This window comes from Actinoplanes sp. CA-051413, assembly GCF_050955795.1.
In the GTDB taxonomy this organism is placed as follows: domain Bacteria; phylum Actinomycetota; class Actinomycetes; order Mycobacteriales; family Micromonosporaceae; genus Actinoplanes.
In genome coordinates this window covers 1,137,705-1,150,229 of the sequence record NZ_CP192100.1, presented here as the reverse complement: position 1 = coordinate 1,150,229, position 12,525 = coordinate 1,137,705, and the positions used below count along the sequence as shown (strand labels likewise).

The window sequence follows — 12,525 nt, the reverse complement described above, 5'->3', positions numbered from 1 at the left end:
GTACTGCGGCAGGGAGGCGACATGACGGGCCTGGCGGGACGGATCAGCAAAGCGACGGCGACCACGTTGTTCGCCGGGGCTGTCGGCAGCTTCGCCCTGCTCGCGGGCGAGGCCATCGCGGCCCGCACCCGGCGGTACGCGAAGCCCACCATGGGCCTGGCCCTGCGCACCTCGATGGGCCCGTCCGCGGCCCCCACGCTGCGACTGGTCCTGCTCGGCGACTCGGCGGCCATCGGGGTCGGCGTGGAGTGGCTCTCCGAGACGGTCGGCGGCCAGCTGGCCCGGCTGCTCGCCGAGGGCACCCCGGAGACCGGCCAGCGGCACGTGCTGCTGTCCAGCGTCGGCGTGGCCGGTTCCCGCTCGACCGACCTGGCGACCCAGGTGGCCCGGGCGCTGCTCGGTGACCGGCCGGACGTGGCCGTGGTGCTGATCGGCGCGCAGGACGCGACCGGCCTGCGCAGCGCCGAGGAGTCGGCCGCGCACCTCGGTGACGCCGTCCGGCGGCTGCGCGAGGCCGGCGTGCAGGTCGTCGTCGGCACCTGCCCCGATCTGGGGGCCGTCCGGTCGATCGCCCCGCCGTTGCGGCAGCTCACCGGGTGGGTCGGCCGCCGGGTGGCGCGGGCCCAGGCGGCCGCGGTGACCGGGGCCGGCGGTGTCGTGGTCGACCTCGCCGAGGAGACGGGCGCGGTGTTCCGGGCCGACGCGGGCACGCTCTGCTACGACGGCTTCCACCCCTCGGCCGACGGCTACCGGGTGTGGGCGCACGCGCTCTACCCGGCGGTGCTCGACGCGGCGCAGGCGGCTGGACGCCGCTCGATCCAGGAATAAAACCGACAATCTGGTGTGACGAAGTGATGCTTCCGCGTCAAGTTACCGGCGCGTTAACGTTGGCTGCATGCCGGAAGCTGTCATTGTCGCCACCGCCCGCTCCCCCATCGGCCGCGCCGTCAAGGGCTCGCTGAAGGACCTGCGCCCCGACGACCTCGCCGCGACCATCATCGACGCCGCGCTGAGCAAGGTGCCCCAGCTCGACCGCACCCTCATCGAGGACCTCTACCTGGGCTGCGGCCTGCCCGGTGGCGAGCAGGGCTTCAACATGGCCCGCGTGGTCGCCACCCTGCTGGGCCTGGACGGCCTGCCCGGCGCCACCGTGACCCGCTACTGCTCCTCCTCGCTGCAGACCACCCGGATGGCCTTCCACGCCATCAAGGCCGGCGAGGGTGACATCTTCCTGTCGGCCGGCGTCGAGACGGTGTCCCGCTTCGGCCGGGGCAACTCCGACGGCCTGCCGCCGGAGGCCCAGGCGCTGGTCGGTGGCGGCTGGGAGAACCCGAAGTTCGCCGAGGCCCGGGTCCGCACGACCGAGGCGGCCAAGAACGGCGGCGTGTGGCACGACCCGCGCGAGGACGGCAACCTGCCCGACATCTACCTGGGCATGGGCTACACCGCGGAAAACCTGGCCCAGGCGTACGACGTCAGCCGCCAGGACATGGACGAGTTCGGGGTCCGCAGCCAGAACCTGGCCGAGAAGGCGATCGCGAACGGCTTCTGGCAGCGGGAGATCACCCCGGTCACCACCCCCGACGGCAAGGTGGTCTCGACCGACGACGGTCCCCGCCCCGGCGTCACCATGGAGGCCGTCTCCGGCCTCAAGCCGGTGTTCCGCCCCGACGGCCGGATCACCGCCGGCAACTGCTGCCCGCTCAACGACGGCGCGGCCGCCGTGGTGGTCATGAGCGACACGAAGGCCCGCGAGCTGGGCATCACCCCGCTGGCCCGGATCGTGTCGACCGGTGTCACGGCCCTGTCGCCGGAGATCATGGGCCTGGGCCCGGTCGAGGCGTCCCGGCAGGCGCTCAAGCGGGCCGGGATGACCATCGACGACGTCGACCTGGTGGAGATCAACGAGGCCTTCGCGGCGCAGGTCATCCCGTCGTACCGCGAGCTCGGCATCCCGCTGGAGAAGCTCAACGTCAACGGCGGGGCGATCGCGGTCGGTCACCCGTTCGGCATGACAGGCGCCCGGATCACCGGCACCCTGCTGAATTCCCTGGACTGGCACGACAAGAGCATCGGCCTGGAGACGATGTGCGTCGGCGGCGGCCAGGGCATGGCGATGGTGCTCGAACGCCTCAGCTGAGGTCGTTCCCTGATTTTCCGCCGGGTCCGGCTGCCGTAGGGGGCGGTCGGGCTCGGCGGTTCAGTTCCCGGAAACAGAAATCAATCAAGATCAAGGTCAGGTCGTGCCTGATTGCATGGCACTGACCGTCGCCGAGACCGGGCCAGGGTGACCATTCGCCAGGCGGCTCATGAGCGGCCACCCTCACCCTGCCAGGTCCGTGCACGGGTGAACCTTTTCAGAGGGCGTCGCGTGCGTCTGTCACGGCTGCGGTCGCGCGACTGAGGACGTCCTCCGGTGGTTTCGTAGCGAGCAGGTCGTCGGCCATCACGCGGAGCTGGTCAGGCAGGACCGTGTCGGCCAGGCGTGGAACCGGGCGGTGCCGGCGTTGCTCGGCGTCGGCGGCCTGGTCGGCCAGGCGCTGGACGAGCGTGCGGACGGCCTCGGCCCGGGTGCTGCCGCCGCCGGCCGCCGGGGCGTTCCAGCGGGCGGCCTCCCAGTGGCCGACCTGCGTGATGAGCCGTTGCACGGCGGTCTCGAAGTCTGCTGCGCCCACCCGGCGACCCTATCGGCAAACAGGGCAGCGCCCGGTCCGCGGGGAGGCGGACCGGGCGCTGCCGGGTGTGACGTTGTGGGCGGCTAGTCGTCGCCTTGCAGGAAGCTCAGCAGGCGCAGAACCTCCAGGTACAGCCAGATGAGGCTGACCAGGATGCCGAACGCCGCCGTCCACGAGTAGCGCTGCGGCAGACCCATCCGCACGCCTTCCTCGACCTCGTTGAAGCTGAGGATGAAGCTCAGCGAGGCGACGACGATGCAGATGATGCTGAAGCCGATGCCCAGGGCGCCGTTGCTGCGCAGCCCGGTGGTGACGTCGAACAGCGAGAGCACGAAGTTGACCAGCATGACGGCGAACAGGCCGGCCATCACCGCGATCATGCCGCGGACGAACTTCGGCGTGGCCCGGATGACCCGGGCCCGGTAGAGGAACGCCATCAGGAAGAACACGCCGAACGTGGCGATCACCGCTTGCAGGACGATGCCCTGGAAGCCCGCGATCTCCTGGTAGAACTTGCTGACCAGGCCGACGAACGCGCCCTCGATGACCGCGTACGCCACGACGAGCGCCGGGTTGGCCATCCGGGAGAACGAGATGACCAGGCCGAGCACGAGGCCGACCACCGCGGCACCGATCCAGGCGGCGCTGAGCAGCGAGTCCGGGACCAGGTTCCACGCCGCGACAGCGGAGACACCGGTGATGCCGAGCAGCGTCACGGTCTTGACGACGACGTCGTCGATCGTCATGGGTCGCACAGCCGGCGGCGAAGCCGGATATCCCGGTGCGCTGGGGTACGGCTGACCGTAACCCGGCTGACCGGCGGCCGGGCCGTACGGTCCGGCCGGGTTGTACCCGGCGGTCCGCTCCCGCTCGGCCGCTTGGCCGAGGCGCGAGAGCACCGGGTTGGAAGTCTTCACTGTGTCCAGCCTCCCTTGAGGTTGAGGCACGTAGGGGCGTGCTGCTCAAGGGTAAGCGCAATACCAGCTGGATGTCGCCCGGCAAAGCTGTGAGCAGGCTGAAAACCGTGCCCGGGGCGGGTCTCGAACCCGCACGCCTTTTGGGCAGCCGCTTTTAAGGCGGCCGTGTCTGCCGTTCCACCACCCGGGCCGATGCGTTGCTGCTCACCGTAGCCGGTCGGGCCCGCCCCGCAGAACGCCGGGACGGGCACAAACCACGCTCAGCGGGACCCGGCGCCCACCGGCTCGGCGCTGCGGTCGTCGCCCAGCGGCGGGGTCACGTGGGTGAACTCCTCGCGCGGGGCGTGCAGCTGGCCCAGCGAGACGACCTCCCGCTTGAGCACGAAGGCCAGCGTCCAGTCGGCCAGCACCCGCACCTTGCGGTTGAACGAAGGGATCCGGCTCATGTGGTACGTGCGGTGCATCATCCAGGCCGGGAAGCCCTTGAGCTTGACGCCGTAGATCTTGGCGACGCCCTTGTACAGACCGAGGCTGGCGACGCTGCCCGCGTACTTGTGCTTGTAGTCCTTGGGCTGGGCCCCGATGATCACGGCGCGGATGTTGTCGGCCAGCCGGGAGGCCTGCCGGACCGCGTGCTGGGCGCTCGGCGAGCACCAGGCGCCCGGGTTGGTCAGGTCGGGGACCTGCGCGCAGTCGCCGGCCGACCAGGCGCCGTCGAGCACCTTGTCGCCGTCGACGACCTGCAGCATCGTGTTGCAGGTGAGGTGCCCGCGCGGGCCGCGGGGCAGGTCGGTGTGGTCCAGCATGGGCGACGGCTTGACGCCCGCGGTCCACACGATGGTCTCGGCCCGGAAGGTCTCGCCGTCGGAGAGCCGCACCTCGCCGTCGACGCACGACTCCATCCGGGTCTCGAGCCGGATGTCGATGCCGCGCTTCTGCAGCTGGCGGGCCGCGTACGCGCCCATCTCCGGGCCGACCTCGGGCAGGATCCGGTTCGACGCCTCGACCAGCACGAAGCGGACCTCGTCCTGCTCCAGCTCGGGGTAGTACTTCAGGCCGTCGCGGACGACGTCCTCCATCTCGGCCAGCGCCTCCACGCCGGCGTAACCGCCACCGACGAAGACGAAGTTGAGCGACGCCTTGCGCATCCCGGCGTCCGGGGTGGTGGCCGCGATGTCCAGCCGGTCCAGGATGTGGTTGCGCAGGTAGATGGCCTCACCGATGGTCTTGAAGCCGATGCCGCGCTCGCGCAGGCCGGGGATCGGCAGGGTGCGCGAGACGGAACCGGGGGCCACGATGATGTGGTCGTACGCGATCTCCTTGACCGGCCCGTCGATCGGCCGCACGGTCACCGTCCTGCGGGCGTGCTCGACCTTGGTGACCTCGCCGGAGACGATGCGGCAGCGCTTGAGCTCGCGGCGCAGTGGCACGACCGAGTGGCGCGGCGAGATGTTGCCGGCTGCGGCCTCCGGCAGGAACGGCTGGTACGTCATGTGCGGCTGCGGATCGATGACGATCACCTCAGCCTGCACCGAGTTGAGCTTCCTCGACAGGCGCAGAGCGGCGTACAGCCCCACGTGACCTGCCCCTACGACGACGATCCGCTGCGGTTTCACCCTTCCATCATCCGGATCCGAGGGCCGCCGTGCGCGGTTCTGTGACCAAGCACAACCCCGTTAGTCAAGTGCCGTAACGCACACGTTTCGGTTCCATTTCGCTGGAAACTTAGGGTGCGCTCACCGTTACGGGCGGCGCAGCAGCCGGCCCAGCAGCAGGGTGATGCCGACCGCCGCGGCCAGTCCGACCAGCGTCGCGATCACGAACGCTCCCCCGGCCAGCTCCGCGGTCAGGCCCAGCGTGATCACGGTGAGCACGGCCGAGATCAGCACCACCAGCAAAGCCCGGGCCAGCCAGCCGGCGACCACGTCCACGTTGACGATCGCGTCGTACGGCAGCACCGCCGCCAGCGCGGCCAGCGTGTGCCCGAGGTACGTCAGGGCAGCGATGCTCAGCACCCGCCACAGCGCGACCCGGGCGTCGTACCAGGTGGTGTCGAGGATCCAGCCGCCCACCACGACCAGCACGGCGAAGGTCACGCCGCGACCGCGGGGGGCGACGGCCGGATAGACGCCGACCAGGGCGAGCAGGACGACGTAGCGGCTCGCGGTCAGCGCGGCCGGCCACGCCACCATCAGCGCGAGCACGAAGACCAGGGCGATCCCGCCGCGGACCAGCAGCGGCAGCGCCGTCGCCCGGGCCACTGTGGTCCGGGTGCGTTCGATCCGCCGGGTGATGCCGTCGAGCATGTCAGCGCCCCCGCGGTGCGGAGGCGAGCCGGGACACGTCCCGCAGCACCAGGTCCAGGCTGCCGGTCCCGGCCCAGGTCACCACCGGTACGCCGTGCTCGCGCAGCCGGCCCAGGACGTTCTCGCGCTCCATCCGCCACAGCTTGGTGGCGGTCGGCGTCCACGGGCTGCGGTTGGGCGGCGTGACCCCGGCGGGCAGCGTGTCGACCGCGACGGTGAAGCGGCCGGACTGGCTGAGCCCGGCCAGCATATCGGCCGAGCGCGGGTCGACCAGCGGGGTCAGCACCATGACCAGCGCGTCCGAGGAGACGTGGTGGGCGCCGAACACGTGCTCATGCGGGCCCTGGTCACCGGTGTCGGCCCGGACGTCCAGCAGCCACTCGAGCACCGTCAGGTATTGCCGGCGTCCGGTGGCGGCGCGCAGCCGCCGGGCGGAGGAGCCGTACTCCATGAGCGAGACCCGGTCACCGCGCTGGAGGTAGTGCTCGGCGATGGCGGCGGCCGCGCGGACCGTCGTATCGAGCACGGACGCCCGGCCCTTGACGCCGCCGGACGCGCCGGCCTCGCCGAGGACGTCGAGCAGCAGCAGCACTTCGGCGTCCCGGTCGGACAGGGTGGAGGCCACGTGCAGGTCGCGGGTGCGCAGGGAGACTCGCCAGTCGATGCGGCGCAGGCGGTCACCGGGGGCGAACGGCCGTACCCCGGCCAGCTCGCCGCCCTCGCCGGGCCGCCGCGACCGGTGGTTGCCGACCAGGCCGGCCGCCGCCGGCATCGCCTCGGTGGCCGCGAACGGCTCGGTCTCCGGATACACCCGCACCCGCCGGGCCGGCGTCACGACCGGGCGGCAGGCCAGCAGGCCACCGCAGGCGGCGACGCGGGCCGCGGCCGGACCCACCTCGTGCCGGCCCCAGCGGGTCGCCTCGCCGGGCAGCTCGACGGCGGTCCAGCCGTCGGTCGCGACGGTGATCGCGAACGGCCGGTCGGCGTCGCGCAGCTCCAGCCACGGGGAGGTCCGGGTCCGCACGACCACCAGGTCGTACGGGATGACGTCGGGGTTGGCCACGGTGAGCCCGGCGCCGACGCTGCCGCCCTCGACGATGTGCTCCTCCTCCGCGTCCACGGTGAGCTCGGGCGCGGAGCGCGGCATCCGGCGCAGCCCGATCGCCGCGCCGACAGCGAACGGCGCCGCCAGCAGCACCAGGTCGACCCGGCCCAGCGCCACCCCGAGGACCAGCAGCAACCCGGTCAGCAGGACCGTGCGGCCCAGCGCCCGGGTGGGCACCCAGGCGGGCGCCGCCCACCCCTCGTCGGCCGCCGGCCCCTGAGGGGGTACGGCGGCCCGCAACGACGGCGGCTCCAAGGCTGTCACTGGCCGGTGTACCCGCCCGCGTACGTCGGCAGGGCACCACTGGCCGGCGCCGGCACCGCCTGCAGCACCTCCTGGACCACGAACGCCGGGTCGACCCGGCGCAGCCACATCTCCGGCCGCAGCGTGATCCGGTGGGCCAGCGCGGGGACCGCCACGTCCTTGACGTCCTCGGGCACCACGAAGTCCCGGCCGGCCATGACCGCCCGGGCCCGGGCCAGCAGGAGCAGCGCCAGCGAGCCACGCGGCGACGAGCCGACCAGCGCCGAGGCGTGCTCGCGGGTCGCGGAGGTCAGCGCGACGATGTACCGGCCGATCGAGTCCTCGACCACGACCTGCTCCAGCGCGGCCTGCATGGCCATCAGCCGGCGCGCGTCGACCACCGGCGCAAGCTGCGACTCCTCCTGGCGGCGGGACATGCGGCGGCGCAGCACCTCCCACTCCTCGTCCTGGGTGGGGTAGCCGAACGAGACGCGCAGCATGAACCGGTCGAGCTGGGCCTCGGGCAGCGGGTACGTGCCCTCGTACTCGATCGGGTTGGCCGTGGCCAGCACGTGGAACGGCGGGTCCAGCCGGTAGGTGACGCCCTCGACGGAGACCTGCTTCTCCTGCATGGCCTCCAGCAGGGCGGCCTGGGTCTTCGGCGGCGTCCGGTTGATCTCGTCGGCGAGCAGCATGTTGGTGAAGACCGGGCCGGCCCGGAACGCGAAGTCGCCCTTGCGCTGGTCGTAGAGGAAGGAGCCGGTGACGTCCGCGGGCAGCAGGTCGGGGGTGAACTGCAGGCGGCGGAAGTCCAGGCCGAGCGACTGGGCGAAGCAGCGGGCGGTCAGCGTCTTGCCCAGCCCGGGCAGGTCCTCCAGCAGCACGTGACCGCCGGCCAGGATACCGGCCAGCACCAGCTCGAGGGACTCGCGCTTGCCGACCAGCACGCTGCCCACCGAGTCCAGGACAGCGCCGGCCAGCCTGCCGACCTCGTACGGCGGCAGGGCCTCCACGCTCGCGTCCGTCACCGAACCACCCTTCTCAGATCTTCTCTAGTGCCTCGACGTACGTGGTCAGCTCACGGGGCTTCGGCGAGCGCCGGCCCGGCTCGTCCAGGAACTCCCACAGCGGCTCGCCGAGCAGTTCCCGGGCCCGCCGCGGATCCGACGCGCGGGTGAACCCGTGCTTGAGCCGCAGGCGTTCGTCGGCGAGCTCGGCGAACACGGGCAGGACGTTACGCGAGAACCTCTCGAAGTCGTGCTGCGACCACTCCAGCCGTTGCTCCCAGCGCCGTACCGCCGCCCGCAGGGTATCGGTGCCGGCCCATCGATAGTCACCCTCGTCCTCGCCGCGGCGGGTCGCCGGCCTGGGCACCGGCGGCGGGGCCACTTCGGACACGGCCAGCATCAGCAGCCGCAGCGCGGCGAACGCGGCCACGATCAGCAGGACGGAGACATTGATGCCGCGCGACCGCAACGCCGCCACGGTGACGACGGTGGCGACCGCGACGAGCAGGAGGTTGCGGACGACCCAGCCGATCCGGGACCGCGGTTTCTCGGCCTCCTCCTCCGGCGGGTCGGGGAGCATGACCTCGGCCGGCCGGCTGCCGAAGAGGTCCTCGAGCCCGCCGTCCTGCTCGCGGCTCATGAGCTGACCCCGGCGCCGAGGTCGACCCGCAGCCGTTCGAGGGCGGAGCGGGCCTGCTGGCGCATCTGGTCGTCGACGGTGTGGGTGGCGTACCGGGCCTGGCGGTAGACCGCGGCGAACGGGGTCAGCACGCCGGCGTCGAGGCGCTGCTCGGCCAGCAGTCGGGCCACCAGGTCGGTAGGGCTGTCACCGGCGTGCCGAGGTGTGCCGGCCGCGGCGGCAGCTTGCTCCAGGCGCACCCAGCAGGCGATCACGGCCCGGCGGGGGTCCCGATCGGTGTCGGACAGCTCCTGCAGGCCGGCGTCCAGGGCCGCGACCAGGTCCTCGGCGGTGCGCGCCTCCGGCCGGCGCGGCTCCCGGCGGCCCTTGCGGTTGCCGCGGCGGCTCAGCGTCTGGCGCAGCAGGGCCCAGACGACCAGGCCGAGCACGATGATGCCCACGATGCCGAGGATCACCAAGGCCACGGTGCCGGTCCAGTCGGGCAGGTCACCGCCGGCCTTCGACGGCTCCTGCGAGGGCTCGACGCGGGCTTCCAGCGAGGGCGGCAGCAGCGGTGCGGCCTCGATGCTGGGCGGGGCGTCGGGCTCGAACCTGTCCAGCTGGGGAGCCGAACGGGTGGCCGCCAGCGAGGCGAGAAAGAGCAGCGCGAGGACGGCGGCCAGCGGCCACCAGCGACGCAGTGCGGCGAGATCCAACACTCCCGGCCTTAGGTCGTCCGTGCACGGCGGAAAATCGGCAGAGTCCGCATCATGCCAGGCCCGCGAGGTCTTTGGCACGACCGAGGACGTCGTCGAGCATGGCGGGGGTGAGCCGGCCGGTGAACGTGTTCTGCTGGGAAACGTGGTAACAGCCCAGCAACTCGGGCACGCCGGGCTGGCTGACCTGGGCACCGTGGCCGAAGGCGGGACGCGGGACCGGCGGCCGCAGGCCATAGACGGCGGTCATCGCGGGCCACCACGCCGCCCAGGCGAAGGCGCCGAGCGCGATGACGACGCGCAGCGTGGGCCGGATCAGGGTGAGCTCGCGGTGCAGCCACGGCGCGCAGGTGTCCCGTTCGACCGGCAGCGGCTTGTTGTCCGGCGGGGCGCAGCGGACGGCGGCGAAGATCCGGGTGTGCCGCACCGCCAGGCCGTCGTCGGCCGCGACGCTGGTCGGCTGGTTGGCCAGGCCGGCCCGGTGCAGGGCGGCGAAGAGGACATCGCCGGAACGGTCACCGGTGAAGATGCGGCCGGTGCGGTTGCCACCATGGGCGGCCGGGGCGAGACCGAGGATGGCGATGCTCGCGTCACCGGGCCCGAACCCCGGGATCGGGCGAGCCCAGTAGGTCTGGTCACGGAACGAGGCCCGTTTGACCCGGGCGGCCTCCTCCCGCCAGGCGACCAGGCGCGGGCAGGCGAAGCAATCGGCGACGCCGGCGTCGAGGACCGGCAGGTCGGGCGCGGCGGCCGCGTGCTGGGCGACGTCTTCAGGGGTACGGCTGGGCACGGCTCCAGCACAGCACTGCGCGGGACGGCGGGAGCAGCCGGGGTGGGGCTCCCGCCGTACCGGGGTGGGTCAGGCCTTCGGGCGCAGGCAGAGCAGGTAGCCCTTGCCGGCGGTGCTGCCGTAGACGAAGTACTCCTCGTTCTCCTTGAAGAACTTCTCGCAGGACTTGCTGCTGGTGTTGCTCTCGCCGTCGACCCGGCCGACCACGGTGAACGCGGCGTCGGCCGAGCTGCAGTCGACGACCTTGGCGTCGGCCTCGGTCTCCTCGTCGACCTTCACGTCCTCGGAGGAGGCGACGCAGTCACCGACGGCGGCGTCCTTGGCCTTGTCGCCGAAGAAGGCCTCGCGAGCCACGGCGATGATGACGAACACGACGATGGCGCCGACGATGCGCAGCGCGATCCGGCCGAACGCGCTCTTCTTCTTGGGCTCGGGCGGGAAGGCGGCCGGGCCGCCGAAGCCCTGCTGCGCCGGATCCCCGTACGGCTGGCCGGGCACAGGCTGGCCGGGGCCGGGCTGGCCACCGGCCGGCGGGGCACCGTAGGGCTGGCCCTGGGCCGGCGGAGCACCGTAGGGCTGACCCTGCGCCGGCGGCGCGCCGTAGGGCTGGCCCTGCGCAGGGGCATTGCCGAAGCCCTGGTTGGCGGGCGGCGGGAAGCCGTCACCGGCAGAAGGCGGCGGCGCGACCGGGTTGCTCACGATGATTCCTCTCGGGTCCGGCCGAGGGGGTCGGCCGATCGGAGCACAAGGTAGCGACCCGGGCAGCGCCGCCGCGACCCCGTTACCAGGCCTTTACCTCGGTGACGGCGAGACGCTCGGCGAAGTGGCCGAAGGGCTGGGCGAGGGCCTGACCGAAGGGCTGACCCCGGAACCGTCCTCCATCGGCGGCACCGGACCCGGCCCGTTCGCCCCAGGAGCACCAGACGCCTCACCAGCTGCGGCGCTGGCCGTGGCGGTCGGCGCCCGGAACGGATCCCGCTCGGCGCAGTACGGGTACGTGAGCGTCTGGACTTCGGTGTAGTTGCCCGACTCGTCGTAGCAGTACGCGTTGCCCAGGCGCAGCGGCGCACCGTTCTGGTCGAAGATGCGCGCGTTCTTCACCAGCCGGCCCTGCTCGTCGTACACGAAAAGGTCCTCGACGTTGCCGTACGGGTTCGAGTTGTCGTAGTTGACGTCCGCATAAGGAGCGCCGCGGCTGCTGCTGTCGGCGCTGAGGAAGCCGCCGAGCGCGACGAGCACCAGCACCACCGAGCCCGCGTAGAGCGCCAGCTGGGGCCAGTGGGTCAGCCGTACCGAGCGGCGGCCGAGCCAGATCGAGCCGAGGATCCCGGCCGCGAGCAGCAGCAGGGCGACGGCCTCGCTGCCACCGATGCGCGGCAGCAGACCGATCGGCTGACCGCTGTCGTCGAGCATCCAGGCGAGCACCATGGCGGCCAGGTAGCCGCGCAGCACCCACCACGCCGGGCGCAGCTGCACCAGGAAGTCGCTGGCCCGCTCGGCGCCGAACAGCGGGCCGAGCCGCACGTCGGCGACGCGCAGCCGAGCCAGGGCCACGTCGCGCATCTCCTTGAACTGGTCGGTGCGCCCGGGCGGATCGGGGAAGCCACCGACGAAGCCGGCGCTCATCCGCAGATCCGCGGCGTACGCCTCGGGGCTGCCCAGGCGGTCGGTCAGCGAACCCTCGCCGTCGGCCGCCACCTCGGCGAGGTGCTCGGGCAGATCCTCGAGCAGTTCGTCGCGCAGCGACTCGGGCAGGTCACCGAGGGCCGCGCGGACCGCGAACACGTACAGATTGATCTCGTCCTGAGCTGTGGTGATCACGCCGTCTCCCGCTCGCGAAGCAGATCGTCCATCGTGGATGCGAAACCGTGCCAGACCTTGCCGGAGCGCTGCAACTCGGCCCGGCCGGCGGGGTTGAGCGCGTAGTACTTGCGGTGCGGACCCTCGTCGCTGGGCACGACGTAGGTGGTGAGCAGGCCGGCGTTGAAGAGCCGGCGCAGGGTGCCGTAGACGGAGGCGTCGCCGACCTCGGCCAGCCCGGCCGTCCGGAGCCGGCGCAGGATGTCGTAGCCGTAGCCGTCCTCGTCGCGCAGGGCGGCGAGACAGGCCAGGTCCAGCACGCCCTTGAGGAGCTGGGTGGTATCCAC

14 protein-coding genes and 1 tRNA gene are annotated in these 12,525 nt (G+C 72.2%); 2 read left to right on the top strand and 13 right to left on the bottom strand.

Annotated features, from left to right (window positions below; genetic code table 11):
* Nucleotides 1–21: 21 nt before the first annotated feature.
* Nucleotides 22–828, top strand: a complete 807-nt coding sequence (locus ACQP2Y_RS05475; protein ID WP_360555903.1) for an SGNH/GDSL hydrolase family protein — start codon at nt 22–24, stop codon at nt 826–828.
* A gap of 67 nt (nt 829–895) precedes the next feature.
* Complete coding sequence (locus ACQP2Y_RS05470; protein ID WP_433725139.1) at nt 896–2,140, top strand: acetyl-CoA C-acetyltransferase; 1,245 nt, start codon at nt 896–898, stop codon at nt 2,138–2,140.
* Between the two features lie 217 nt (nt 2,141–2,357).
* Here ACQP2Y_RS05470 and ACQP2Y_RS05465 read toward each other — a convergent pair whose 3' ends face one another.
* The 13 genes from ACQP2Y_RS05465 to ACQP2Y_RS05405 form a co-directional block, all read right to left on the bottom strand.
* Nucleotides 2,358–2,675, bottom strand: coding sequence for a hypothetical protein (locus tag ACQP2Y_RS05465; RefSeq protein ID WP_433725138.1), 318 nt, complete (start codon nt 2,673–2,675; stop codon nt 2,358–2,360).
* Nucleotides 2,676–2,758: 83 nt separating this feature from the next.
* Nucleotides 2,759–3,592, bottom strand: coding sequence for a Bax inhibitor-1/YccA family protein (locus ACQP2Y_RS05460; RefSeq protein WP_433725136.1), 834 nt, complete (start codon nt 3,590–3,592; stop codon nt 2,759–2,761).
* Between the two features lie 108 nt (nt 3,593–3,700).
* Nucleotides 3,701–3,782: transfer RNA gene (locus ACQP2Y_RS05455), tRNA-Leu, on the bottom strand.
* Nucleotides 3,783–3,852: 70 nt separating this feature from the next.
* Nucleotides 3,853–5,208: an NAD(P)/FAD-dependent oxidoreductase gene (locus ACQP2Y_RS05450; protein WP_433725134.1), complete on the bottom strand. Its 1,356-nt coding sequence runs from the start codon at nt 5,206–5,208 to the stop codon at nt 3,853–3,855.
* 126 nt (nt 5,209–5,334) lie between these two features.
* Complete coding sequence (locus tag ACQP2Y_RS05445; protein WP_433725132.1) at nt 5,335–5,898, bottom strand: hypothetical protein; 564 nt, start codon at nt 5,896–5,898, stop codon at nt 5,335–5,337.
* A gap of 1 nt (nt 5,899) precedes the next feature.
* Nucleotides 5,900–7,243 (bottom strand): DUF58 domain-containing protein, encoded by a 1,344-nt coding sequence (locus tag ACQP2Y_RS05440; protein WP_433731770.1) that lies wholly within the window; start codon nt 7,241–7,243, stop codon nt 5,900–5,902.
* 20 nt (nt 7,244–7,263) lie between these two features.
* Nucleotides 7,264–8,274 carry an AAA family ATPase gene (locus ACQP2Y_RS05435; RefSeq protein WP_433725130.1) on the bottom strand — a complete coding sequence of 337 codons (1,011 nt, stop codon included), beginning with the start codon at nt 8,272–8,274 and terminating at the stop codon, nt 7,264–7,266.
* Nucleotides 8,275–8,287: 13 nt separating this feature from the next.
* Nucleotides 8,288–8,893 (bottom strand): hypothetical protein, encoded by a 606-nt coding sequence (locus ACQP2Y_RS05430; protein ID WP_433725128.1) that lies wholly within the window; start codon nt 8,891–8,893, stop codon nt 8,288–8,290.
* A complete protein-coding gene (locus ACQP2Y_RS05425; protein WP_433725126.1) occupies nt 8,890–9,588 on the bottom strand; it encodes a DUF4129 domain-containing protein in 699 nt (232 codons plus the stop codon). The genes ACQP2Y_RS05430 and ACQP2Y_RS05425 overlap by 4 nt, the downstream gene beginning before the upstream one ends.
* Nucleotides 9,589–9,640: 52 nt before the next feature.
* Complete coding sequence (locus ACQP2Y_RS05420) at nt 9,641–10,378, bottom strand: uracil-DNA glycosylase (RefSeq protein WP_433725124.1); 738 nt, start codon at nt 10,376–10,378, stop codon at nt 9,641–9,643.
* A gap of 69 nt (nt 10,379–10,447) precedes the next feature.
* Entirely contained in the window at nt 10,448–11,077 is a 630-nt protein-coding gene (locus ACQP2Y_RS05415) for an LppU/SCO3897 family protein (protein ID WP_433725122.1), read from the bottom strand.
* Nucleotides 11,078–11,170: 93 nt separating this feature from the next.
* A complete protein-coding gene (locus ACQP2Y_RS05410; protein WP_433725120.1) occupies nt 11,171–12,199 on the bottom strand; it encodes an HAAS signaling domain-containing protein in 1,029 nt (342 codons plus the stop codon).
* Nucleotides 12,196–12,525 (bottom strand): PadR family transcriptional regulator, encoded by a 330-nt coding sequence (locus tag ACQP2Y_RS05405; RefSeq protein WP_360555919.1) that lies wholly within the window; start codon nt 12,523–12,525, stop codon nt 12,196–12,198. Before ACQP2Y_RS05405 ends, ACQP2Y_RS05410 begins: the two co-directional genes overlap by 4 nt.

Bases quoted from the DNA above. Each gene is read 5' to 3' on its own strand.
- ACQP2Y_RS05475 (WP_360555903.1), top strand. From the start codon at position 22: ATGACGGGCCTGGCGGGACGGATCAGCAAAGCGACGGCGACCACGTTG.
- ACQP2Y_RS05470 (WP_433725139.1), top strand. From the start codon at position 896: ATGCCGGAAGCTGTCATTGTCGCCACCGCCCGCTCCCCCATCGGCCGC.
- ACQP2Y_RS05445 (WP_433725132.1), bottom strand. From the start codon at position 5,898: ATGCTCGACGGCATCACCCGGCGGATCGAACGCACCCGGACCACAGTG.
- ACQP2Y_RS05430 (WP_433725128.1), bottom strand. From the start codon at position 8,893: ATGAGCCGCGAGCAGGACGGCGGGCTCGAGGACCTCTTCGGCAGCCGG.